Consider the following 24238-nt stretch of genomic DNA (forward strand, 5'->3'; position numbering starts at 1 on the left):
GTAGTTGTTTTAAAGGACCTCGATTATTAGGTCTCAAATAACCTCATCGGAGACCACCTTCTATTTTTTCAAAGGAAGTGTAAAGGTGAATTTCGTGCCTTGAGAAGGACTACTTTCCACTTCAATTGTTGTTTGATGCAGTTCAATAATTTCTTTTACGATAGATAATCCAATTCCCGTACCCACTTTTTGAGATCTTGCTTTATCTTCTTTATAAAACCGTTGCCAGATATTTTTTATATTTTCTTTATCAATACCAGGACCATAATCACGCACGGTAAAAACAGCATTGTTATCTCGTGTTGTTAATGAGACTTCAATATTACTTTTATCTGTTGAAAACTGAATCGCATTACGTATCAAGTTCGTTACTACTTGATCAATCTTATCTGGATCGGCATATACCCATATGTCCTTATCTTCATCTGTATTTAATTGTACTTCAACTTGCTTTTTTGTTAACTCTAAGTCCATGCGGGCAATAATTTTCCGCAATTCCTCAGAAAGGTTATAATTTTCCCTGTTGATTTCTAATTTATTTGCTTCCAATTTGGATAAAGCTAACAAATCATTGACTAACTTTATTTCTCGTTCTGTTTGTTCTTTCATTATTTTGAGATAGTGTTTTTCCTTTTCCTTTGGTATCGTGCCGTCGATAATTGCTGTTAAGAACCCATGTACGGACGTTAGTGGCGTTCGCAGATCATGAGATACATTTGCGATAAAATCTCTTCTCATTTTTTCTAATCCTTCTAATTCATCCGCCATAAAATTAAACGTCTCGCCTAATCTTCCAATCTCATCGTTTGATTTAACTTTTACTCGAGATTTAAAATTGCCCTCGGCTATGTTTTTAGCGATTTCACTCATATTCTTGACAGGTACCGTTATTTTTTTTGATAAGAAAAACAGCATAACAGCAATGATTAAGGTAGTTGGAATTAAGGAATATAAAAACAATTTCTTAGCTGCGTTTATATTGTAATAGGCCTCTAAAGTAGTTAAAATAATGGCATGCTCTTGATAATTCCCTGTCAGTGGTGCCCCCATGATCAACACTCTAGGATCGTTTTCCATTCGTTGGATATGATCAATTGCCTTGCCACTCAATACGTCTTCTACAACACTTTTTTCTATTACTAAGTCTGTTTGGACACCAGCTTTATACAAAAGCTCACCACTATTATCATAGAGAAAGTATGTGGCATTATTACCTGATAAACTCAAATTTATCGTTGATTTTACAAGTTCTTGACTCCATCCTTCTAGATATGCTTGATCTAACAATTCTTGAATTGAAGTGATTTGTTCTATGGTTAACTTATTATGGCGATTTTCGATATCATTTCTAAATAATATAAATGCAATTGTTGACAGCAATATAAAAGAAAAGAACATGGTTCCAATAAATGTACCAAACAGCTTCAGAAATATAGTCGAGCGAAACTTACTCATTAGTTACCACCTCAAACTTATACCCTACGCCTCTGATTGTCTTTAATGTCCAACTTGGATTGTCTTTTATTTTTTCCCGAACTCTTTTTATATGAACGTCTACGGTCCTCGGGTCACCATCGAATTCAAAGCCCCAAAGTACATCAATCAGCTGTTGTCTCGTAAATACTCGATTAGGATGAGATGCTAGGTAATACAGCAAGGATATTTCCTTTAAAGGCATGTCTATTTCTTGCCCGTTCAAATATACCCTGTACTCCGTAAGGTTTACTGTTAAGGAGGGATATGTTACGCATTCCTTGGCAGAAAATCCTGAACTAGTTCTTTTTAGCACAGCTTTTATCCTAGCAACCAATTCCTCTGGTTCGAACGGCTTCACCATGTAATCATCTACACCTAAGTCAAATCCCTTCACCTTATCATACGTCTCGCCTTTTGCCGTTAACATGATAATCGGTGTTTCGAAGTCGATACGGATACGCTTGCACACTTCCCATCCGTCCATTTTGGGCATCATAATATCAAGGATAACAAGATCATACGTATCGTTATAAAAACTATCTAACCCAAACTCACCATCGCTAGCAATTGTAACCTCAAATTCATGTTTTTCTAAATACAGCTGAATGATCTCGCTAATGAACGGATCATCCTCTATAACCAAGATTTTTAGTTTCAAGGCTTGTCTCCTCTCTTTCACCTTTTTGAACACGCACTCTAAGTTAACTTGTAATCATCGAGACGAATGACATTTTGATTTTCATAGCTTGACTTTACATTATCCATCTCATCTTTTATGCTTTCCATTTTCTTGTCTAAATAAGTAACTTGATCGGCTGCATTCTTTAACTCTGATAACAATCGATTTGGAACATTTTGATTGAATTTGTAATATATCTTATGTTCTAGGCTCGCCCAAAAATCCATCGCAATAGTTCGAATTTGAACTTCGACTAGTACCGGTTCCCTACGATCAGTTAAAAATACAGGTATTTCAATAATTAAATGCAAGCTCTGGTAGCCATTTGCCTTTGGATTTTTTAAGTAATCCTTCTTTTTCACGACTGTAATATCATCTTGTTGCTCAAGCATATTATAAATTCGATAAATATCTGAAACAAATGAACACGTGATTCGGATGCCTGCAATGTCTTTCACGAATTTTTTTGCATTAGCAGTCGTCACTTCATATCCTTTTCTATTCAATTTGTCGATAATGCTTTCTGGTGTTTTCAGACGTGATTTAACATGTTCAATAGGATTATGTCCATTCACAAATTGAAAATTCTCATTAAGTATTTTTAGTTTCGTATTAATTTCATCTAATGCAAATTTGTAAACAATTAAGAAATCCTTCCATTCATTTAAAACAGTATTCATTTTGTTCATTTACTTACCATCCTTTAGCTTCATTTGAATTTCATACTAGAGCTATTTTTTTATGAACCTCTTATGCTGATTATATGCAGATTGCACAGTCAGTTACAAAACGGTGTGTGGAGTGATTATCAATTAACTCTCATAAACAACCAATCATCTATTTAACATATAAGCGATAATTTATTTACATAGTAGCATTCCAATATGAATAACAAATGAACAAAGGAAAATTATTTGGGACAATGTTTGTATGCGCGGGATAGTCGAGAATGGAGGATTGAATTGTAAATGACTTGTTTTCATAAAGTATGTAGGAGAGGCAGTATGCCTCTCCATTTTCCTGCTCATTGCTTGCACTAAATGCAGATCCCATGTTTTAATAACGGTCTAATAATTTCGATGAATCATATAACTCAGAAAATGATTTAGAAATGGGCAATGATTTTGAACATCCTCTAATGATTCGGTTGCTAGACAGAAATGCTCCCACATTTCTTTTTTTGCTCCTTCATGACCAAGGATTGATACAAATGTGGAGCTATTGTTTTCTGCATCTTTACCAATTTGTTTGCCTAGCATACTTGCATTTCCTTCTACATCAAGTAAATCATCCTTGATTTGAAAAGCGACACCAGCATGATAGGCGAATTTTTTTAATGCGTTCATTTCGGCTTGTTCGACTTGACCGAGAATCGCAGGCATAATAAGTGCGGCCTCGAATCCGAGTCCAGTTTTATAAAAGCACATTAAATTCAATTGTTCTAGTGTTAGTTGTTTTCCTTTTGATTCTAAATCAAGTGCTTGACCTTTACACATTTCAGCAGTCATTTTTGAAGAATACTCTATCAAACGAAGCACGGTCTTTGAATCAAAATCAAGTGATGCTTGCTCTGAAGTGGCTTTCTGGGTTAGAAAGACACTAGTTAATTCTGCTATTGCAATGTTGTACACCTCATGCAGTGTTGGGCGCCCTCTACGAATTGAAGCGTTATCCTGTGATGGCAAATCATCTAATATCAGAGAAGCAGTATGCATATACTCTAATGATTTTAGAAGAGGTATTATTGCTGACCGGTCTAATTGATACGCCTTTACGCCCATGACCCACGTAACAATTGGTCTTAACCTTTTCCCATCTCCTTTAAGACTGTAATTTGCCGCATCAATGATTGGATCATTCATAGTAGAACTAGAATCTGTTTCAGGAATATATAAGATACTGTTTATTTCTTTACGTATTGATTTTACTTGGTTTTTAAATTCTTGCTTTTCCTTACGATCATTTTTTAGAATCGCAAGAAAATGATCCCGTATTAATTTATCAAAAAAATCCACATCATCGGCTTTACGTACCAGCTTTTGAACAATTCGATTGAATGTTGACATATTTACAGTAAATAACTTCATCACCTGATTATATTCTTCTATACCCACTCGTTCTTTAAACCGCTTTAACCCATTGATTGCGCGATCTAATATCACTTCACATGTTTTCATATCTGATTGATATACATCATGAATCAAGTGTGTAATTACCGCCCAGTATAACTCAAAAGGATTGATAAGATCAGGACGAACGTGATGATATTTCAAATAGTAAGTAAACGGTGTAACTGCGCCTACTTCCAAATCATTAAACATATCAGCGAAATCATCTGCCAGCTGGTTGTAAATGCCATAGTAGAATGTTCTATCTTGAAAACCCTCATCCTCAGATGCACTTATTACAGATCGCGCAATTAAGCGTGAACAAGATGATTTCAGTATGATTGGAATATAGATTTCTTCATTCGTATAATTTTGATTGGATAACTGCTTTATCCGATCCACTTCTTGGGAGTGAAAAAACACATACGATTGCTCGAAAAATGAATTTGCCGTTTCAGGGGGTTGGTGTTTTTTTATATATTCAAAAGCGTCTCTAAGCTCTGAATGAACGAACTTGATTAAAGATGCATTCTCACCTGTCCACTCGCCTAGTTCAGGTACAGATCCAGAAACTAATGTCGTTCGTATTAAATCGGAATATTGCTCTTTTTCTTGTTTAGATAAAACTGCAGCATCAAGAAGATCATCAATGAAGGGATATGTTAGACCATAAGAAAAACCAAGCCTAATAGCACGATCAAGCTTTTTTGTACGCTCTTTAACCTGTATTTCTGTATGCATTTCTTCCATCTCGTGCATGACAACTCCGGCAATTGTTTTGATAAGCTTACGCTGTGCATGTTCCACATCCATTCCACTTGGAATATTGGTAGACACTGTCCTTAGTTTATCAATTACCCATATAACCGCTGATTCAACTCCTTCTCGTTGAGCCCACCGGTACAAACCTGCCATAGTAAAATCCTGACCACTGTCACCTTGATCATTTATCACCTGATTTTTCAAGCTTTTGACGACATCTTGAATCCTATCCTGTGTTTCAGACGAAGCCAAAGATTTACCTAAATCCCTCATATAAATATAGGAGATACTTCGATCTAAGTAATTTTCTAGCTTGCCGCTGTGATTGAGCCATTGAATATACTTGTGATACCCCAACTTATCCGAATTTCTCTGGCCACGAACAAATAAAGATAGTATTGAACGGTGGTGTATGTGGTTTGGTTTCCAAGCTTGGAAATCTTTCGTTAAGATCGGCACATACGCCTGCTTTTCGATTTGCACAAGAAGTGAAGTAAAATAGGCAGCAGCCTTTTCTTCCGCTTTCCGATAGCATCTATCGGCATTAATAATTGATTGTTCTTTCATTATGCATACCTCGACTTCATTATATATCTATCGGTCTTGTACTTAAAAATTTTCCAACAAAGTTTCCTCTTAAAAATAAAGTAACATTTTTCATAACAAAAAGCATTTATATCTAGAATATTGTGTTTCAATTAAAAAGTGCCAGAACCCACCTAGTTAGATTGTCTTTGATGGATTCGGCACCTACTTTTTATCGTTTATACGTTGGTATACAGGCATTGTAAGGCTCACGGTGGTTCCTTTACCCTCTTCACTCTGAAACTGAATTTCTCCGTTATGCTCTTTAATTATTTTAAAGCTTACCATTAAACCAAGGCCCGTACCTCCTGATTTTGTTGTATGAAATGGATTACCAAGTAATTCAAGATGCGCTTCCGGAATGCCATATCCTTCATCAGTTATAGTTATTTTAATCTTATCACTTTGTAAGCTTTCTACCTTTATGGTTATTTTTCCACCATCTGGCATAGCTTCCATACCATTTTTAATGATATTGATTAATACTTGTTTTATTTGCTGTGAATTACATTCAACCTCGGGAATATCCTTATCTATTTCATTATTAATTGTAATCGTATCTTGTGTACCATTATGATTCAAAATTTCAACAACATAGTTAATCATTTCATGTATATCGTTCTTCACAAAAACAGTGTCTTTTGGCCTCCCAATAACAAGAAGATCATCAAGTATTGAACTAATTCTCTCAATCTCATCCGTCATTATTTGAAAATACTGATCTTCTGGGTACTTTTCCTTTTGCAACTGTGTTAATCCCTTAAGGGATGTTAGTGGATTTCTTACTTCATGGGTAATCGAAGTAGCCAATTGTCCTACTATAGCCAGTTGTTCAGACTGTTGCAACTCTTCTTTTATCTTTAATCGCGCTTCAAGGTTTGAATAAAAACGAGTTAAATATATGTAAGATAGTATAGCTAAGAAACTGTATAAAACAATAGGTAATAACACTTCTAAATACTGAAATAGTAGACCTATAATAATATATTTACCAATAATTCCAACTAATGTGTAATAGAAGTATCTTTTATTAATAAATAATGATGAAAAGAATATAAACACTAATTCAACGGCACTTCCAGTTGCAAATATATTCGTTGTTCCATAATAAATAAGAAAATTATTAATAATATCGATAACAATAAAACTGAATAAATATACATACTTAACGGCATATACTTTTTCTGTCTTAATTAAATAAAAGGTAGGAATTAGTAAAGGTATGAATATGATGTAAAACCATATGCCAAATCCTCCTGTAGTTATTTCTTTTGGTACATTATATGCTAACGGTGCAGCATAGTTGTACATTAAGTCAAAACCAATAAGAAACAAATAAAAAATGGTTAAAAACAACTTTAATCCTTTAACTTCTTCGTCTTGTAATAGATTGTTAATCGTTTGCTTACTCATAAAGTTACTCTCCCGTATTGAATTTGCTTGACAAAAAATTACGGTTCCTATAAATACTATCATATCTTAAAATAGGAAGTAAGTGGGAAATATTCGTAGATTTTTGCATTATTTTGTAACTTAGACTATCGATACGCGTTGTACTATGTCGAATATTGCGGCTATTTATCTTTCTTTCATTTATGTTATTTGTTTAAATATAAAATAATAATTAACTATTTCCATACTGAATTTCTTGATTTGCAACTTTCAATCATCACACCTATAACCTGAAAATAAAATACCCCCACACAAGATCAATGATTCAGTTTCAATGGGAGAACACCATGTTCCTCATTATTATATTTCCATTAAAAATAGAAGAGTCTAAAACCTTTAAGCAACAAGGATTCAGACTCTTCTCAAGAATGATTCCGACTGGGCTCGAACCAGCGACCTCTACCCTGTCAAGGTAGCGCTCTCCCAGCTGAGCTACGGAATCGTTATATTAATGTTTCTGGGATAATTATTATAATATAAATAACTGTAACACTTGTCAATATAAAATTGCATACATATATATTAACAAGCTTTGTTGCACAAGTATTTTTTGAGATATTACTAAACTTCAATCTATGACTGATGTGCAACTTACGATTTGAAAGCAACATTCATTAATTCTAATAGCAATTTTAAAATACGGGTCAGTTCTCCTAATGAGAAGCTGACCCTTAACTAGTCTATTTATAATTACTTTACACAGCTATCTACAACAACATTTGGTTGTTATATAGTCGGCATGAATTAGTCACTAATATGTTATGTTGTTATCATATTAGCAATTTCTTATATGTATGTCAAAACTCTTATTTGCAGATTATTAAAAAATAACCTAATCTTTTATTACAGCATTGTAATACTCGTTACAATCCATCCAAGATTGACTAGGTGTACCAAAACATTCCATATTTTCACTGTAGGAAGGCATTTCCATACACTCTTTCTATCTATATCTATCAATAGATACCACATCTACTCTAGTATTTACTATTTTTTGGTTAGTGAATTACTATGTTACAGCTGATAGCCTTAAGTAGAAAGCTAGTCTACTAGGAGGTCATCAACGAATGAAAATTATTAAAAGCTTACTATTGACAGCCGCTATTACTTTAGGTGTATGTACGTTGCCAAATGGAGCAGACGCGGCATCCTATAAAGTCCAGTCTGGAGATTCGTTTTGGAAAATTTCAAATAAGTACGGTGTGTCTCTTTATACGTTGCAAAAAACGAATAACCGCCTAGGTAGCAGTCTTTTATATACTGGTGAAACGATTGTAATTCCGGGTTCAATCTCTCAATCTGATAAGGAATTAATGGCAAAACTTGTTCATGCTGAGGCAAAAGGAGAACCCTATGCAGGGAAGGTTGCGGTAGCTACAGTTATTCTTAACCGCGTCGATCATACTGAATTCCCTGACACAATAAAAGGTGTTATTTATGAGCGCTCATCAGGTGGATACTATGCCTTTACACCTGTTCAAAATGGTTACATTAACAATGCAGCTGATGCAGAAGCAATCCGTGCAGTAAATGAAGCATTGGCATTCCGTGGAGAAGGAAGTGGCTCTATCTACTTCTATAATCCTAGAACAGCAAAAAGCAACTGGATTCTTTCTCGTGAAGTAACAATAACGATCGGTAATCACCGTTTTGCTAGATAAAAAACATAGACAAGGACGTACCAGGATAACCTGATGCGTCCTATATCACTTACATAACCCAATCCGTTCGATTGAGTACTCTAAATTCATTTTTTATCTTTTTCCTTCGAAAGATATTCACGATCCGAAGCCTGTGGCGGTCGTTCAAACCAACCATTCTTAATCATTAAATTTGCTCCATCCTCAGCAAACAATCCGATGTCTTTAATATCTTTTGCGTACATGGCAGCGATATCTCGTCGGAAACTAAGTGCTAAAGAGCCGCCAGAATTGCCAATTGACAATGCATTTAATGTCGTTGTTTGAAATAACATGAGCTTGTCAGAGAACGGAGAAATTGTAGAGTTAGAAACCTCTGAATCCCATGTCATTGGAGCAGGAAGTGTACTCTCTTCAAAGATTAATCGATACTTTCTTAAGATTTTCCTAGCTAGTTCCTGTCCTCTAATGAAATAATTTCTCAATTCTTCTGAATTTGCAACCTGCGAAAAGCCAATCATTAACGCTTTTCCATACGTATTATTTGTATAATTCATAAAAATGTGAGCTGCTTCATCCGCTGTAATCGTTCTTTTTTCACCAAACCATCCACGTAAGAAGCTCTGCTTTTCAACAAAATTCGCTCTGTCGGGAAAATCCATATAAGGAGCACGGACAAAAATACCCTTTGATAACATAATCGCTTTTGTTTCATCTTCTAAATCAGCTGATTCATTTAGATAATTTCTGTACAATTTTCTAATGTCCTCTCTCGCAGCCATAGAGAAGGCTGCACCATTAGCAACGATACCTGCTTCACCTAAATTACGAAGGAAATAAAGCATATATGTATCCGAAAACAGTCGTGGAGCTGTCACATTGACATCTTCACTTGAAAACCCAATCGGTACAGGAAATTTTTCATCATTGAAAATATCGGTTAACGTTTTTATGTGATGTTCAGACATCTTAAGTGCTTTCTGAACTACACTCTTTACTTCTTTATCCTCTACTTTTTCTGAAAAATATTGTAATACCGGTAGTGAAGCACTTTCCATCATGTAACTACTCCACAAGGAACCAATTTCGGATGATGCTAACTTAATATTGTGTTTCATCATAATTTACCCCCTATTTTTTTACATTTATATTGCGATAGTCTTTACTACTTTGATAAATATATGAATGTAAACGGGGTATTTCTGGCAAAATCATCTTAACCGTGTTGTAATATCCAAAAGTTATTGGATGTGCTTGGTACTTCGGTAGCATAATAAAGAAAAGAATTATTAAATGAAGGAGATTTTATGACAAGCAATATTGAAATGATGTGGGATGTCGTAGAATTACATAAGAAATTTATACAAGCTGATTTTCAAAGATGGATTACCTATGAGCTCTTTAGTTGGTCATGGTGGTTATTAGTGCTTTTCTTAATCATTCCTTGGATAATTTGGATCAAGTTTTTTGATCGTAAACGATTCATGGAAATCATCTTGTTTGGCGCTTTAACTGTTATACCAACCACATACTTAGATGCGATTGGAAGCGATTTAGGATTCTGGATATATCCGACTGAATTAATACCAATTACGCCGAGAGCGATTGCCTTTGATATGTCACTTGTTGCTATAACCTATATGCTGTTATATCAGTACTTTACAACCTGGAAATCTTTCCTCATTGCTCAGGTCATTATGGCATTACTTTTTGCATTTGTGGGAGAGCCCTTAAGTCATACTTTGAACTTAGTCCTTTACATGAAATGGGTTTACCTTTATTCCTTTATTTACTATATCATTATTGGGATAGCCTCTAAAGCAATCTTGGAAAAAGCAAAACAAATGTACCCACCATATAATTCTTGATTGCAAAAAAAGGAGTCAATTGCATAGTTACCTTACACCAAGCAATTGCGATCTACATATTAGATGCAATTCAACCATAGAATTTCAGTGTTATGAAATCGACTAAGATAGCGAGCTGAAAAAACGAGAGAATTTCGAAAGGTTTTTCTTAGATTTTTTTCTTTACCAGTTAATCCTGATGTTCAATACTTCTCGTACATAATCCACCCAGGAAACAAGATATTAAAATATAAGAGGTGAAAGAAGTTGCGAAAAACAATCATTGCAGTTGTCCTAGTATTATGTTGTTGTCCGATATCTTCTGTCGTGTCCAAAGCAGAACTAGTAAAAGCTGTGTTTATGAGAGATAACAATGTATGGCTGTTACATCAAGGCAAGGAAAAACAAATTACCAACTCAGGTTCTGTTTTTTCTACACCAAGCTGGTCTCATGATGGACAATGGCTATTATACCAACAAGAAGCTCAAGCTGAATTTCAAGAAGTTGGAATGCAGCTTGAGCTTTGGGCTTATCATGTCGATACTGGGAAAAAGCAAAAAATTTTCTATCATGCTTTTTCACCATTATGGTCCTCTAAAGAAAATCTGATCGCATTTAACGCACAAGGAATTTTGAACATTTCAAATCTGAATTCTTTTAACAATGTCGCAACTGGCGTAAATAGTTATACATGGTTACCGGACGCTACTGGCTTCTTGTTATCATCATCAGCTGTGTTGCGACCAGATGGATGGACAAGTCCGATTCTTTTCACTAAAAATATAAACTTTGATCACGATGACCTTGTATTTAATGGTGTTGAAAAGATGTTTACCATACCAAAGGAAATCGAACTTGGTAACCAAAAAATCAATTCAATAAATGCTAGTAGCTTTGAATTCTCTCCTAGCAATCAATGGATATCCTTTATCGTTTCACCAACAGCCTCGTTGTCGATGGATAGTAATGTACTCTGCGTGATTTCAAAGCATGGGGATGATTTTCACGTGTTGGATGAGGTGATTTTTGGTGTTGGTGAACCCAAATGGGCACCAAATAGCGATACCATTGCTTTTATTGCTGGTGGGGGTAGAATTGTTTTTGGTTTTAAAGACAAGCAAATAAAAGTAAAGGAAATGCCCACAACAGGAACGTACACACCTGAAAATTATGCAGAATTAGATTTTGATTGGGTTTCAGATTTTTCACTTGTTACTGCTCGAATCGAAGAACAAGAATGGTCGAATGATTTTAGTAAGCATCCATATCCTGCGTTGTACCTCATAGATCTAAACAAAAATACCCAAACAAAAATAACAAATCCGCCGACAGGATACGGTGATTACAATCCGCAATATTCGAGATCGCTAGAGAAATTAGTTTGGTTAAGAGGTACATCAATTACGATAAAAATCAGGAATTATGGAAAGCTAATCCTGATGGAACAGAAACCGTACCCTGGATTAAAAATGTAGATGCCATTGTTTTTTATGAACCTAACTAAGAAGTTGACAACTATCTTTTCACAGTGTCTTTAAAACATATATTCAAATCATTGCTGAGTATGAACATCAGCAGCTAATAACCGCATTTATTTAACTCGGTGAAATAATAATATTGACTTGCCAGGAGCTATACGTCTTCGATTCTTGTCTAATTAAATAGACGCTTGGAATATTCTCCAAGCGTCCGTATCAAGCACTCTAGTTATCCGCCCATTTTTCTGCGAGTCACACTAGCTTTTTTCGCTTGCTGACTTTTCATTTGAGGCTTTGAGCCATTGCTAAAGCTTGAATTATTACCACCGTTTACTTGTGCCTGTTTCTTACGTTCAAGTTGTAACTTCATTTTTTCTTGAACGGTTAATTTTTTTGTTTCTTGTGCATCATTGTTTTCTATATTAGACATCATTTGTCACCTCAATTTTTACTCATCATACAGCATAATTATAATACATTGCATCTAAAATAGCATCTTAATTTTTAAAAATAACCTTTAAAATGATTCTTTCCCACTGTTGCCACGACAACAATTGTTTTATCCGCAATGTAGTAACTAATCCCTTTCCAATTGGATATCGTAGTTTTTTCACTTGTTTCATTTGGGCCAACTTAGTTATAAGCTTGGCAACCAAAATCGGATCTTCATGCTTTGTCTTACCAGACTCCAACGAGTCAGTAATCCTTTTCATATAGCTGTAGTATGGAGATTTTTGATTCGTTGATTGCTCTACAATTTCCATCCCAGAGCCCCAAATATTTGTGCTAAATGACCCCGGTTCTACAAGCGCAACGTTCACACCAAATGGTTTCATCTCTAATCGTAAACTCTCTGTGTAGCCTTCAAGCGCAAACTTGGATGACACATATGCAGACAAACCTGGAAATGCAGTTCGGCCACTCACACTACTCACATTAATAATTGTTCCACTTCCTTGCTCTCGCATGAGTGGTAATACGACCTGCGTGACAGCCATAACACCGAATACGTTTGTTTCAAATTGTCTGCGATACGTACTTACTTCAATATGTTCGGCGAAGCCACCAATCGCAAAGCCAGCGTTATTTATTAAAACATCTATTTTGCCAAGTGTTTGTATCTTTTCTGCAAAACTTGCAATCGATGCTTCGTCTGTTACATCTAGTTGACAAGGATGGATTCGGTCTAATATCCGTTGATCTGTTGTGTGCAATCTAAATACATCAGCTTTTTCGATGTTACGCATCGTTGCTAGCACACTAAATCCTTGCTTAGCAAGTTCCAATGTTGTTAATAAACCAAAGCCACTGGAAGAACCAGTAATAATAGCTATATTCCCCAAAAATCTGCCTCCTTATTATTTCATTTAATTTTCATAATTAACACACGCTCAGTGGAGAAAGGCTGATCCTATTATATGTGGCGATGAATAGCTGAAATCAAGAATTTGAAATTGATTAATTCACTATTGTTATATATTCTCTTCAGTACAAGTATATCCGATTATTCGTTGTATAGGAATGATACGTTAACATCCATGTTGGTATTAGATATGGTAAACTAAATGTATGTAATTTTAATTGGAAAATCCGTAGATTAAGAGGTGTGTACATTGGGTAGAAAGGGAAAGATGATAGAAAGGCAACTAAATAGTAGCTACTTAGACGAGACGATGACAATAAAATGCTACTTGCCAGAAGTTTTTACACCACTTGGTAACTATCACATTTGTATCATGCAAGATGGGGATGATTATTTTCGTATGGGAAGGGTTGCAACAGTGAGTGACAAGCTTCATGATGACGGAGAAATCGAACCGACTGTTTTTGTCGGTATTCATTATAATGATAAATACGATCGTAAGGAAAAATACCACCCGACAGGATCAAAGCAAAAAGCATATATTGATTTTCTTGTCCGGGAAGTTGTTCCGTTATTAGATGAAGAAATACCTTCTGATCAAGTTGGGGCAAGCCGAACATTAATGGGAGATTCACTTGCAGGTACATTGGCGCTCCAAACGGCAATCACATATCCGCAAACTTTTGGTAAAATTATTATGCAATCACCATATGTCGATAACACGGTTCTGGAAATGGTCGAGCGAGCAGATACGTCTGTTAGTCTTTCGATTTACCATACCATCGGCACAGATGAAACAGTTGTAGAAATGTCGACAGGTGGAGAAATGGATTTTCTCACACCTAATCGTAAACTTGAACAATTACTTAGCCATAAACCATTCAATTACAGCTATTATGAATTAGACGGTCCTCACACATGGAAGCCATGGCAGACGGATCTACCAAGAGCACTAACAAGCATGTTTGGTTAGTGTGGTATTTTACGATGCTTTCGATAGCATCACTTGCTCATTCGCCTGGTATAATATAGGATAATAACACAACGAACAGTAAAAAGGAGGCTATTAAAAATGAGATATGGTATCGTTATATTTCCATCGAAACAACTACAGGATGAGGCTAATTCTTATCGAATGCGTTATGACCCACATTATGCATTAATACCACCACATGTAACGCTTAAGGAACCATTCGAAGCGAATGAGGATGATTTGAAGCAAATTATTCCTGATCTTAGGAACATTGCTAAAGAAACGAAACCCTTTCCTTTGACTGTAAAAAAAGTAAGTTCATTCTTTCCAGTGACAAATACAATCTACATGAAAGTAGAACCGATTGAGGCATTGCTTGATGTAAACGAACGACTTCATTCTGGAAAGTTGCCAAAAGATCAAGCTTTTGCATTCGTACCGCATATTACAATTGCCCAGAAGCTTTCCGATGATGAGTTTTCTGATGTATTTGGAAGCTTGCAAATGCAGCAGTTTGACTTAGAAGAAACAGCGGACCGTTTCCAATTAATGTATCAATTAGAAAACGGATCATGGACAGTATTTGAAACTTTTAAGTTTGGTGAGGAGTAAACACGAGAAATGGAAATAACAATTGTAGAAACAGACAAACAAAAAAATGATGCATACTATGTTAGAAATACGGTATTTGTACAAGAACAAAACGTGCCACCAGAGTTAGAAATTGATGATTTAGAAGCAGAAGCTACTCATTTTGTCGGATACGTAGACGACCAACCGATCGCAGCTGGTCGTCTACGGCTCGTCGATGATTATGGAAAACTAGAACGAATTTGTGTACTAAAGGAATACCGTGGTCTTGCTTACGGACAAAAACTCATATCTGCTATGGAGGCACATATTCAAACGAGCGGATACCCAAAAGTGAAATTAAATGCACAAACACATGCAGAGAATTTTTATAAATTCATCGGTTATGAAACAGTTTCGGATCAATTCATGGATGCTGGTATCCCACATGTAACGATGATTAAGCAATTATAACATTCAAAACTAATGGTAAAACACACGTGATATTTGATAATTTCGTGTGTTTTTTTTATGTTGTTGGCTGGAAATCGTCTAGCACTTTTCACTTATTCTAGTATGAATTCATCATCAATTGTCTATCATGATGAAAGAAAGAATAAAAGGTGGGGTTTTATGGATCATGTTATGCCTTTACTAGTGGAAACATTATTTGGCTTCTTCGTGCTATTTGTCGTCACGAAAGTATTAGGCAAAACACAAATCAGGCAATTAACTGCTTTTGACTTTATTGCTGCACTTATTTTAGGTGAATTAGTTGGTAATGCATTATTTGATGATGAATATGGATTATTTGAAATTGGCTTTGCAGTTTTCCTTTGGGGAGCATTGCTTTATATTACCGAAATAATAACGCAAAAATTCAAGCGAACACGTGCCTTGTTCGAAGGCAAACCAACAATCATTATCCATAAAGGAAAATTACAACGTGAGGCAATGGCCAAATCAAAATTGGACATTAATCAATTACAGCATTTACTTCGTGCAAAGGGCGCATTCTCTGTAACAGAAGTTGATTATGCTGTTCTTGAAACGGATGGTACAGTTTCCGTATTAAAGAAATCATTAGATCAGAACCCCTCACGAAAGGATTTTAATCTGATGGAAGAAAAGGTAACCCTGTCAATGACTCTCGTGTGTGACGGTGAAATCTTTCTAGATAATTTATCGGAAGCTAATCTTGATCAACAATGGCTTGATAATGAATTAAAAAAGCAAAAAATCAATTCAATAAAAGATGTTTTCTATGCTGAATATAAAGAAGGAGAAGCCTTACATGTACAAGCGTACTAGGCTCCTCCTTTTTTCTAGTTAAACTATTTTTATCTGTTGGCAATAAAAATCCATCTACCACCGGTAATATGATGGGAAATTTTTTCTTTTTTGATTAAGGCAAGCAGATAACTGGTTACCGCCGTTCTCAACAACACCCATTGTGAAAGTAGTTTTTCGCCTAGACCAAAATGCTGACACATCTCAGCTACAATCGTTTCGTGACTGATTCCGTTAGGGTATTCTTCCACTTTAGCCTCAACCCAATTTAATAACTTTTCGTGATAGTTAATATTAGCTTGCACGGTTTTATTAAAATCCTCCTCATATTCGCCATGCCCCGGAACAGCGCCTTGGCACCTTATTTCAGTTAATTTGTTCAAACTCTCAATCGCTAAATCTGCATCCGTCATATATGGTAACTTATGCTTATGTAAGTATTGTTCACTTAAATATGCATCACCAGCAAATAAAATATCATCGATTAAAATTGCAAGCTGGTAATGGGTATGACCTGGGAGATTAACAGTTTCAAAAGAAAAATCCCCAACTTGGTAGTGTCCTTCCTCAATGACTTGATCAATTGTGATTGGATTTCCTTCTAAAAATTTGTTCCGTAAATCCTCTAACGGTTCATTACCGCCGAATAAATAGATTGGTTCCATAATCGGATAACGCATAACCGCTTCCTCAAAAATCGGAGCAATTGTATGTACTTCAAACTGTTGTTGTAAGTATTGCGCACCCCCAAAATGATCAGCATGGGCGTGTGTAACAAACAAGTGCGTTATCGGTAACTCATGCTCCCTCAACTGCTTAATTACTTTTTTCATTGCAGATTTATCAATCCCCGCATCAATTAACATCCCCTCCTCGCCAAGATGCACATAGCCAATGTTGACCGGTCCGTGGAAATAAAAACATGTTTTATTCAATTGTTGAAATTCCATATTATTTCTCCTTGTTGAAATTCTTTGTTAACAAATACCACATTATATTATTGCATATTTTATTAGCAATATTAAGTTAAGTACAATTCACTACTCCATGTAATCTTCTATCTGTTTTATTGCTTTGCTAAATTCTTTGTTCCAAAGATCAAATTCTGTCTGAAATTCATTCATCTGCTTCTCGGGGCGTTGCAACCATTTTTCGTTTTTATACAAATGCTTGTCGATCGCTTTTATATGCTTCATCCACTTTAAATCTGGGATTTCATTAGTCATTTTTGTTAACCTCCATTATGTTTACTTATATTTTTAAACAGCTAGAAAAAACGCGCTGAATCTGCCTAAACAAATTAAGTTACTAAGCTTCTTACGCTTTTCATCCGTTCGTAAAAGAAAGAATAGGCAACCCTGGGAGTTGCCTATCTTATCATATTATATCCAAGAAAAAGGTCTTTTTTCTCCTTCATCATCGTCTTTATAATCGTCTCTTTCTTCTTCTACGGATTCTACTTCATCATGTTTTTCATGTCTTTCTTCTTCTACAGCTTCCACTTCTTCTCTTCTAGGTCCAAAGAATGGGTCAACCGGACGACGACGCTTTGGTGGTTCGATCGTTACGTTATCTGCTTTAATTACTAAATCTTTAACGTAGATAACTTTTTTCTTCTTTTCAGACATAAAGATTTTCACTCCTTTGTTGAAAACTTAATCGATATATTCTATGTGAATGTCCTGCATTTGTAATGGACATTCGCCCGATTCTTGTTAACATACGATTTTTTCAAACATTTTTTCAAGAAAAGGTGTTTGCCCACACACTACGGCCGATAATACATACTCTATTAAAGACAAATAAGTCAATAATTATGGAAAGGGGTTAGATACAATGTCTTGTGGAAGTGAATATCACACAGGTAACTGTGTATGCGACATTTTAAGAGATATTGCTGATGCTCAGTCTGACATTATTAGTGATTGTACGACTAGCTGTGAGCAGTCAATTGCCGATTTATTAGGTGATTCTTCTCCTTCAGCTAACGATTTAGACACAGTACCAGTTCTACTTTATTGCAAAGATTGTAAACCATTTAAAGGATTTGGTGCACCTACAGGAGCAATCAACGACGTAACATCAAGCTTTTATTTCCGCGTTAAAACAGTAGATGAAGATTGTTGTGCTGTATTAGAATTATTGCGTGACCCTAACGATCAGGACGACACACCAAGATCTCCAGTAGAGCAGTTTACTGGTAATTTAGAGGCAACTGGCATCTGCATTACTGTAGATGTAAAATGCTTCTGCCACATTACTTGTTTACCTGCTATTAGCGCATTGTAATTTAACGCTAACTAACAGAAGTAATTGGGTCTGCCTGTCTAGGGCAGACCCTTTTTTCATTAAAAACTACTATTCTAAAAACCCATTAATCTAATGTCAATTATCTCATCTATATCTAATTCAATTTTCTTTCTGCCTCTAATCACTACCATAAATACAACTTTATTATCATAATCATAAATTACGCCCCGATAAGATTGTTCTGCTGTTTTCACTTCACATTTCATCTTAGGCACCTGTTTTGGAAGACTTACGAAATAGTTCACTTTTTCTTCCACAGTCATATCTCTAAATCGTTTTCGGTTAGATTGCTCTGTTCCCTTCTCTTCACTTTCCTCTAAGTTGTAATCATTATGCTCATCTAATTCTCGGTCGACAACTCCCTTTTCTACCTCTGCTTCTATTGCAGGTTGTTCTGATTCTTGTTTCAGCTTCATCTTTTTTCTTCTTATTGTTTTTTCATTGGAAGCTGTTGCATCCGCACTTTGTTTATCTATCGTTCTTTTTTTTGGAGTTCGATAACTAGACTGCATGCTAGCAGATGGTTTTTCTAACTTCGGTTGAGTAATATAAAGCATTGGATTATGCAAATGCTTTTTTCTTTTTTTGGGCATAAATAGCTCCCTCCCCTTTTCGCTACTCTTCACGACAGTATATGTAGATGGCTATGATGTGTGCCCAGTTTTTATATTAGATTTTTGCAATCAATTATTAAATAACTGATGATTAACTATAAGAGGAGAGATAAACATTTACTCTGTTTAAAGAAGTGGTTGCTATTTTTTTACTCTGGAAATAAGATGTAATTATATACTATACGAGGAGGAGACAGATGAAGCACTATATATTGTTCTATTCGATACTATTTGGACTAGGTCTTCTATTAGGATTTTTGCAGGTGGACCTCATTTTATCATTTATTATTATATTATTGTTTGGACTACTATTTGTTGGGATCACTTTTCATCCAATATTAATAACGAAAAATGTTGAAAAAACAGAAAATTATTTGATGAATAATAAAAAAAATCCGGTTTACCATTTATATTATGCAATCTCAAACAAGCTAGATAATGAAGTTGAAGATGCAATGGCTCGCGCATTAGCAAAATACAAACGACCGAATAAGGTAGCTATCTTTCAAGTAATCTATTCCATGTATCATGATGATCTTGATAAGGCAAAACAATACGTGGAATTTATTCCTCAAAAAAATTATCAACTTTATTACTATGCATCGATTTTAATTGAGGAAAACAACTTGGACGACGCAACTATTGCCGCTAAGGAACTCCGTGCTTCCGAATGGATGAAGTCAATCATTCTGGGTGAAATCGAACTAAAACAGGAAAACCAAAATGAGGCTAAGCAATATATTCAAAAAGCATTTGATAAAACAAGAGGGATGCAAAGATATAGTATTTACAAGCATTATCAAGAATTGTTGGAGAAGTAAAGAGGTGATACATACTTGCAATTTAGTAAATTTAAAGCAACATTAGAAAGCTTTTTATGTGAAAAATTAATTGGACGCGTGAAAATAAACGCTGCTGTCTATCGAAAAACACATGATCAAACAGGACGTGTATGGATCTCCTTTGATAAACAGGAGATTCTACATGCCTCTACGATAACTTATGAAATGATGCATTCAAAAGTATATAATCAATTAATTGAAGAAAAGCGTTTAAAGCCAATTCCATATAACCAAGATTGGAAAGTGATGTTAGCGTCGGAGAAACGAAAACAGTTGGTGCACGCATCCGACCAGGCAGAGCAACAGCTAATGGAACAAGAAATTTTTAGTGAATATGATGTCTACAATGCACTGTTGCACTATCATTGTTTATCAATCGAACAGGCTTTGAATTCCGATCATACAATCGTAAAGGCATATGCTATGTTTGATAGAAGATTAGGAAAAAGAAAGCTACTAAAACTTATGCCTGTTACAGTTGGACATCCTTTAATTGCAAAGTTTTATTCAATTCGTTGTACTATTGAAGGTATTCGATTCAATGAAAAAAACCTTGCGGAAAGTTAATTCCATCAAGGTTTTTTTGGTTCATTTCGTAAAGTGTGTTTGTTGAACGTCATAGTTGAAGTAAACTCCGTCGTAGTACTCGTGATTTCCGCTCCGGGCAGTCGCTTTCCGCGGGCACGGCTTCAGCTAACTCAGAAGCAAATGTTTTCGGTGGGACGAGTAATCGCAGTCCCAAAATGCGCTTCTGAGTGGATCTTCAGCTCGCGCTGTCCCGCAGGAGTCGACTGCCCGGAGCTCCAATCACCCGACGCAAAGAGAAATCCCGTTAGCAGCGGAGGAAATCCACTTCGACTCCTGCGGGAATAGTGGACTAAGTGAGACCCCACAGCGCGAAAGCGCGAGGAGGCTCACTAGCCCCCCGCGGAAAGCGAAGTGGATTTCCGGAGCGGGTTAACCACTCTCCAAGTTACGACGCATATTAGGATATTTTCCGCAATAACAACAAACTTTAAAAAACAGCTTTTTTAAGACAATCCTAAAATGTTGTAACCAGAGTCAACGTGTATAATTTCCCCAGTTACGCCACGAGAAAGGTCACTTAATAAATAATAAGCTGTATCTCCTACCTCTTCTTGTGTAACGGCACGACGAAGTGGAGCTTTTTCTTCAATTTCTTTTAGTACAGAGTTAAAATCACCAATCCCTTTAGCTGATAACGTACGGATTGGTCCAGCAGAAATAGCGTTTACGCGAACTCCGTGCTTACCAAGATCATTGGCGAGATACTTCATGCTTGCATCCAGACTTGCTTTTGCCACACCCATGACGTTGTAGTTTTGTACAACACGTTCGCCACCTAGGTATGTTAACGTAACAATACCGCCACCCTCTGTCATTAATGGCTGTGCCGCTCTTGCAACAGCAACTAATGAATAAGCGCTGATATTATGAGCAAGTAAATAGCCATCACGGCTTGTATCAACAAACTCACCTTTTAAGTCTTCCTTATTTGCAAATGCAATACAATGCGCCAATCCGTGAATAGTACCCACATCTTGCTTGATCTGATCAAATGCTGCTTGAACACCTGCATCATCGGTTACATCACATTCGTAAAACAAAGCGTCCTGGCCTTCTAGCGTTTCAACAAGATCTTTCACCGGTTTTTCAAAACGCTCATTTGCATATGTGAAAATTAATCGTGCACCTGCTTCATGCAACGAACGTGCAATTCCCCATGCAATACTTCGTTTATTAGCTACACCCATGATCACATATGTACGTCCTTCTAATGAAAAGTTCATTAGTATCCTCCTTGGAAAACCATTAATTTTTATAACTTGTTATTAGTACCTACTACTATTTTATCTTATCTAGTTCTCAAACTCAATCTGTATCACAAAAATTCTAACATATCTTCATTTATCATAATACATAACGAAAATCACAGGACGACCGTTTCTGGGAATCAAACCCAAGAAAACTTCTTGTTTCTGCTGTTTAGATATATTGTAGCTTTCCATAGTGAGATTACTCGTTCCACCGAAAACATATGCATATACCTCTTGTACAATGGTGAGGAATTTATCCTTAGTTGTCGGACGCTAGAGCTAGCCACTAATGAATTTTATATTCGAACAAAAGCGCAAGCGCCCGTTTAGCGACGTATGGACTGGACTGAACCGTAGGAGATAAAGGAAACACGGTGAACAAAGTGAACCGATGTTGACTTATCGTACGGAAGCGGGTGTTGTCTCACTAGTCGCTGGGTGCTGGAGCTGGATGTGGCTAAATAACTTAGTAAGATATCTACAGTTGTTTAATTTTATAATTTCCTAGACAATCAAAAAACCTGCCCCATTCGTAATTGGGCAGGTTAGTATATTAGCTAAATTCTAATGTAATCCTTAATTCTTCCACATATTCCTGTGAACCTGTTACAATCAGGCGATCACCCAACTTTAATTCTGTATCACCGTGTGGAACAATGGAATCTTTCCCACGAAAAATACGAACCATGATAACGTCACCTGTAAATGGAAATTCTCTTAAGGTAATACCGCTGTATAAAGGATTATTCATGTTAATTTCATACAAAGCACTTTCCTGTGTTGTTAAAATATCAACTACATGTGGTGCAACGATTAATGCTTTTAACAGCGTTTTTGTTGACAATATAACCGAAAATACGTGGATGCCCTTCTCTTTTAAAGCTATATCAGTCTGTGCTGATTCCGCTCTAGCAATAACACGCTCTATGCCTTGTTCTTTTGCATAGATCGCAATTTCTGCATTTTTTGCCTCATCCCCGGTTGTTACTACTAGCATATCGACATCAAATACACCATTCTCAATTAATGTGTCTAGGGAATAATCATTTAACTCCGTAATATCAAATACGGATCGTGTAATTTTATCATCAATTTTTTCTAATTTAGCATGGTACAAGTGAGCTTCAAATAATGATTGGTCCAATTCACGAACAACTGGTAAAGTTGCTTGATTAGAACCAACAAAAGACACGATTTGCTTATGATCATCATCCACCTGACGCACATAAAATTTCTTAAAGAAAGGTGGTGTAATTATACAGGTAAGTACGGCTGTTAAGATTAGCGCACTTTCCATTTGGCTATCAATGACTCCAATTCGTTCACCAATTGTAGCGGCTGCGATCACGAGAGAAAGTGTTGAAGTTAGAATCATTCCCGAGCTAATTACTGCACGCCAGTCGTACCACTTTTTCATAATTAACACTGGTACTAATTTGGACAACAATAAAGCGATAAGCAGTAATGGAATAAGTAGCAACACCATTGGATCACCAAAAAGTGTCCATATGTCAATTTCCACACCAATCATCACAAAGAAGATTGGGATTAGAAATCCATAACCAAAGCTGTCCATTTTATGGACAAGATCCTGATTTGGTGACAGGAGAGAAACCAATGCACCAGCTAAGAACGCACCAAGTATGTTTTCAGCTCCGACAGTTTCGGATAAAGCTACTAAGAAGATAATTAATGTAAAGACGGCCCTTGTACCAATTTGGATCGTCCCTTTAGACATCGTTTCCACAAACGTCTGATTCCGGAAATACTTTCCAACGAAGTAAAGCAAAATCCCTGCTCCAAACAATATAAGTAATAACCACATGTTACCCGTTTCTTCTCCATATATGGAAACAAATACGGCAAGCAAGATCATCGTAATTAGATCAGCAATAACAGCAATAAGTAAAATCGTTTGACCAATTGTCGTCTTCATCGCTTGTGCTTCCTTAAGTGTTGGCACAACAACACCTAAAGAAATCGTTGATATGATCAATGTCATTAAAAAGACATTATCTATAAATCCAGACAGTACAAATAAATAACTTAGCAGTAATGACAAAATTAAAATTCCAATAAAAACAAAAGAAGCTAGAATTACTGGATTAGGAGCATTGGCAGTACCGTTATTCTTTTGTTTATGATGTTTCTTTTTATTAGCAAAAATCGAAAAGTCTATCTCTAATCCACTTAGAAACATTAAGAAGATAAATCCTAATGTTGATAATGTTTCAAGCCAATTGCTCTCTTCGACAATATTAAACCCACTATGACCAATGATTAACCCAATAATAATTTCTGCTACAACTACGGGTATTGCTTTCAGTCGTAGTCGGTGCATTAATATCGGTGTTAAAAATGCAGCGAGAATAACGATGACCAACGAGGTGACAGATTCCCCATGCTCCAC

General features: G+C 35.9%; 24 protein-coding genes and 1 tRNA gene. 10 read left to right on the forward strand and 15 right to left on the reverse strand.

Annotated elements, in window-relative coordinates:
* Positions 1 to 60: 60 nt before the first annotated feature.
* From ACI6MV_RS14375 to ACI6MV_RS14400, 6 genes are all read right to left on the reverse strand, one after another.
* On the reverse strand, positions 61 to 1455 hold the full coding sequence (locus ACI6MV_RS14375) for a sensor histidine kinase (RefSeq protein WP_407271006.1): 1395 nt from the start codon (positions 1453 to 1455) through the stop codon (positions 61 to 63).
* Entirely contained in the window at positions 1448 to 2134 is a 687-nt protein-coding gene (locus ACI6MV_RS14380; RefSeq protein ID WP_407271007.1) for a response regulator transcription factor, read from the reverse strand. Before ACI6MV_RS14380 ends, ACI6MV_RS14375 begins: the two co-directional genes overlap by 8 nt.
* A 38-nt stretch (positions 2135 to 2172) precedes the next feature.
* Positions 2173 to 2844 carry a GTP pyrophosphokinase gene (locus ACI6MV_RS14385; RefSeq protein ID WP_407271008.1) on the reverse strand — a complete coding sequence of 224 codons (672 nt, stop codon included), beginning with the start codon at positions 2842 to 2844 and terminating at the stop codon, positions 2173 to 2175.
* 378 nt (positions 2845 to 3222) lie between these two features.
* Positions 3223 to 5592: a polyprenyl synthetase family protein gene (locus ACI6MV_RS14390; protein ID WP_407271009.1), complete on the reverse strand. Its 2370-nt coding sequence runs from the start codon at positions 5590 to 5592 to the stop codon at positions 3223 to 3225.
* A gap of 183 nt (positions 5593 to 5775) precedes the next feature.
* The gene (locus ACI6MV_RS14395; protein ID WP_407271010.1) at positions 5776 to 7023 is read right to left on the reverse strand and encodes an ATP-binding protein; all 1248 of its coding nucleotides are present in this window, start codon (positions 7021 to 7023) and stop codon (positions 5776 to 5778) included.
* Positions 7024 to 7431: 408 nt separating this feature from the next.
* Positions 7432 to 7504 (reverse strand) — tRNA-Val (locus tag ACI6MV_RS14400).
* 625 nt (positions 7505 to 8129) lie between these two features.
* Here ACI6MV_RS14400 and ACI6MV_RS14405 point away from each other — a divergent pair.
* The gene (locus ACI6MV_RS14405) at positions 8130 to 8723 is read left to right on the forward strand and encodes a cell wall hydrolase (protein ID WP_407271011.1); all 594 of its coding nucleotides are present in this window, start codon (positions 8130 to 8132) and stop codon (positions 8721 to 8723) included.
* Between the two features lie 86 nt (positions 8724 to 8809).
* Here ACI6MV_RS14405 and ACI6MV_RS14410 read toward each other — a convergent pair whose 3' ends face one another.
* Positions 8810 to 9820 carry a DUF3231 family protein gene (locus tag ACI6MV_RS14410; RefSeq protein WP_407271012.1) on the reverse strand — a complete coding sequence of 337 codons (1011 nt, stop codon included), beginning with the start codon at positions 9818 to 9820 and terminating at the stop codon, positions 8810 to 8812.
* A 189-nt stretch (positions 9821 to 10009) separates the two neighbouring features.
* Here ACI6MV_RS14410 and ACI6MV_RS14415 point away from each other — a divergent pair, with 189 nt between their 5' ends.
* Both ACI6MV_RS14415 and ACI6MV_RS14420 read left to right on the forward strand, forming a co-directional pair.
* The gene (locus ACI6MV_RS14415; protein WP_407271013.1) at positions 10010 to 10570 is read left to right on the forward strand and encodes a CBO0543 family protein; all 561 of its coding nucleotides are present in this window, start codon (positions 10010 to 10012) and stop codon (positions 10568 to 10570) included.
* A 246-nt stretch (positions 10571 to 10816) separates the two neighbouring features.
* Positions 10817 to 12025 carry a TolB family protein gene (locus ACI6MV_RS14420; RefSeq protein ID WP_407271014.1) on the forward strand — a complete coding sequence of 403 codons (1209 nt, stop codon included), beginning with the start codon at positions 10817 to 10819 and terminating at the stop codon, positions 12023 to 12025.
* A 232-nt stretch (positions 12026 to 12257) separates the two neighbouring features.
* Here the strand turns inward: ACI6MV_RS14420 and ACI6MV_RS14425 are convergent, their stop codons facing one another.
* Both ACI6MV_RS14425 and ACI6MV_RS14430 read right to left on the reverse strand, forming a co-directional pair.
* A complete protein-coding gene (locus ACI6MV_RS14425) occupies positions 12258 to 12458 on the reverse strand; it encodes a hypothetical protein (RefSeq protein ID WP_407271015.1) in 201 nt (66 codons plus the stop codon).
* 67 nt (positions 12459 to 12525) lie between these two features.
* Positions 12526 to 13371 (reverse strand): SDR family oxidoreductase, encoded by an 846-nt coding sequence (locus ACI6MV_RS14430; RefSeq protein WP_407271016.1) that lies wholly within the window; start codon positions 13369 to 13371, stop codon positions 12526 to 12528.
* 270 nt (positions 13372 to 13641) lie between these two features.
* On the opposite strand from ACI6MV_RS14430, the gene ACI6MV_RS14435 reads away from it, so the two are divergent.
* The 4 genes from ACI6MV_RS14435 (at position 13642) to ACI6MV_RS14450 (ending at position 16245) form a co-directional block, all read left to right on the forward strand.
* On the forward strand, positions 13642 to 14364 hold the full coding sequence (locus ACI6MV_RS14435) for an alpha/beta hydrolase (protein ID WP_407271017.1): 723 nt from the start codon (positions 13642 to 13644) through the stop codon (positions 14362 to 14364).
* A gap of 99 nt (positions 14365 to 14463) precedes the next feature.
* Positions 14464 to 14976 (forward strand): YjcG family protein, encoded by a 513-nt coding sequence (locus ACI6MV_RS14440; protein WP_407271018.1) that lies wholly within the window; start codon positions 14464 to 14466, stop codon positions 14974 to 14976.
* Positions 14977 to 14985: 9 nt separating this feature from the next.
* Positions 14986 to 15408: a GNAT family N-acetyltransferase gene (locus ACI6MV_RS14445; protein WP_407271019.1), complete on the forward strand. Its 423-nt coding sequence runs from the start codon at positions 14986 to 14988 to the stop codon at positions 15406 to 15408.
* A gap of 159 nt (positions 15409 to 15567) precedes the next feature.
* Complete coding sequence (locus ACI6MV_RS14450; RefSeq protein ID WP_407271020.1) at positions 15568 to 16245, forward strand: DUF421 domain-containing protein; 678 nt, start codon at positions 15568 to 15570, stop codon at positions 16243 to 16245.
* Positions 16246 to 16274: 29 nt separating this feature from the next.
* Here ACI6MV_RS14450 and ACI6MV_RS14455 read toward each other — a convergent pair whose 3' ends face one another.
* From ACI6MV_RS14455 to ACI6MV_RS14465, 3 genes are all read right to left on the reverse strand, one after another.
* A complete protein-coding gene (locus tag ACI6MV_RS14455) occupies positions 16275 to 17174 on the reverse strand; it encodes an MBL fold metallo-hydrolase (RefSeq protein ID WP_407271021.1) in 900 nt (299 codons plus the stop codon).
* Between the two features lie 90 nt (positions 17175 to 17264).
* Positions 17265 to 17450: a hypothetical protein gene (locus ACI6MV_RS14460; RefSeq protein WP_407271022.1), complete on the reverse strand. Its 186-nt coding sequence runs from the start codon at positions 17448 to 17450 to the stop codon at positions 17265 to 17267.
* Positions 17451 to 17606: 156 nt separating this feature from the next.
* Complete coding sequence (locus tag ACI6MV_RS14465; protein ID WP_407271023.1) at positions 17607 to 17852, reverse strand: hypothetical protein; 246 nt, start codon at positions 17850 to 17852, stop codon at positions 17607 to 17609.
* Positions 17853 to 18060: 208 nt separating this feature from the next.
* Between ACI6MV_RS14465 and ACI6MV_RS14470 the strand changes: the two genes are divergently transcribed.
* Positions 18061 to 18513 (forward strand): CotY/CotZ family spore coat protein, encoded by a 453-nt coding sequence (locus ACI6MV_RS14470; RefSeq protein WP_407271024.1) that lies wholly within the window; start codon positions 18061 to 18063, stop codon positions 18511 to 18513.
* A 74-nt stretch (positions 18514 to 18587) separates the two neighbouring features.
* Here ACI6MV_RS14470 and ACI6MV_RS14475 read toward each other — a convergent pair whose 3' ends face one another.
* Positions 18588 to 19127, reverse strand: coding sequence for a CotO family spore coat protein (locus ACI6MV_RS14475; protein ID WP_407271025.1), 540 nt, complete (start codon positions 19125 to 19127; stop codon positions 18588 to 18590).
* A gap of 218 nt (positions 19128 to 19345) precedes the next feature.
* Between ACI6MV_RS14475 and ACI6MV_RS14480 the strand changes: the two genes are divergently transcribed.
* Positions 19346 to 19969 carry a hypothetical protein gene (locus ACI6MV_RS14480; protein ID WP_407271026.1) on the forward strand — a complete coding sequence of 208 codons (624 nt, stop codon included), beginning with the start codon at positions 19346 to 19348 and terminating at the stop codon, positions 19967 to 19969.
* Positions 19970 to 19984: 15 nt separating this feature from the next.
* Positions 19985 to 20557, forward strand: a complete 573-nt coding sequence (locus ACI6MV_RS14485; RefSeq protein ID WP_407271027.1) for an SF0329 family protein — start codon at positions 19985 to 19987, stop codon at positions 20555 to 20557.
* 464 nt (positions 20558 to 21021) lie between these two features.
* Here the strand turns inward: ACI6MV_RS14485 and fabI are convergent, their stop codons facing one another.
* Positions 21022 to 21801 (reverse strand): enoyl-ACP reductase FabI, encoded by a 780-nt coding sequence (gene fabI, locus ACI6MV_RS14490; RefSeq protein ID WP_407271028.1) that lies wholly within the window; start codon positions 21799 to 21801, stop codon positions 21022 to 21024.
* Between the two features lie 580 nt (positions 21802 to 22381).
* Positions 22382 to 24238 (reverse strand): cation:proton antiporter domain-containing protein, encoded by a 1857-nt coding sequence (locus ACI6MV_RS14495; protein WP_407271059.1) that lies wholly within the window; start codon positions 24236 to 24238, stop codon positions 22382 to 22384.

Source organism: Radiobacillus sp. PE A8.2 (assembly GCF_045635475.1).
Lineage (GTDB): Bacteria > Bacillota > Bacilli > Bacillales > Amphibacillaceae > JBJGXI01.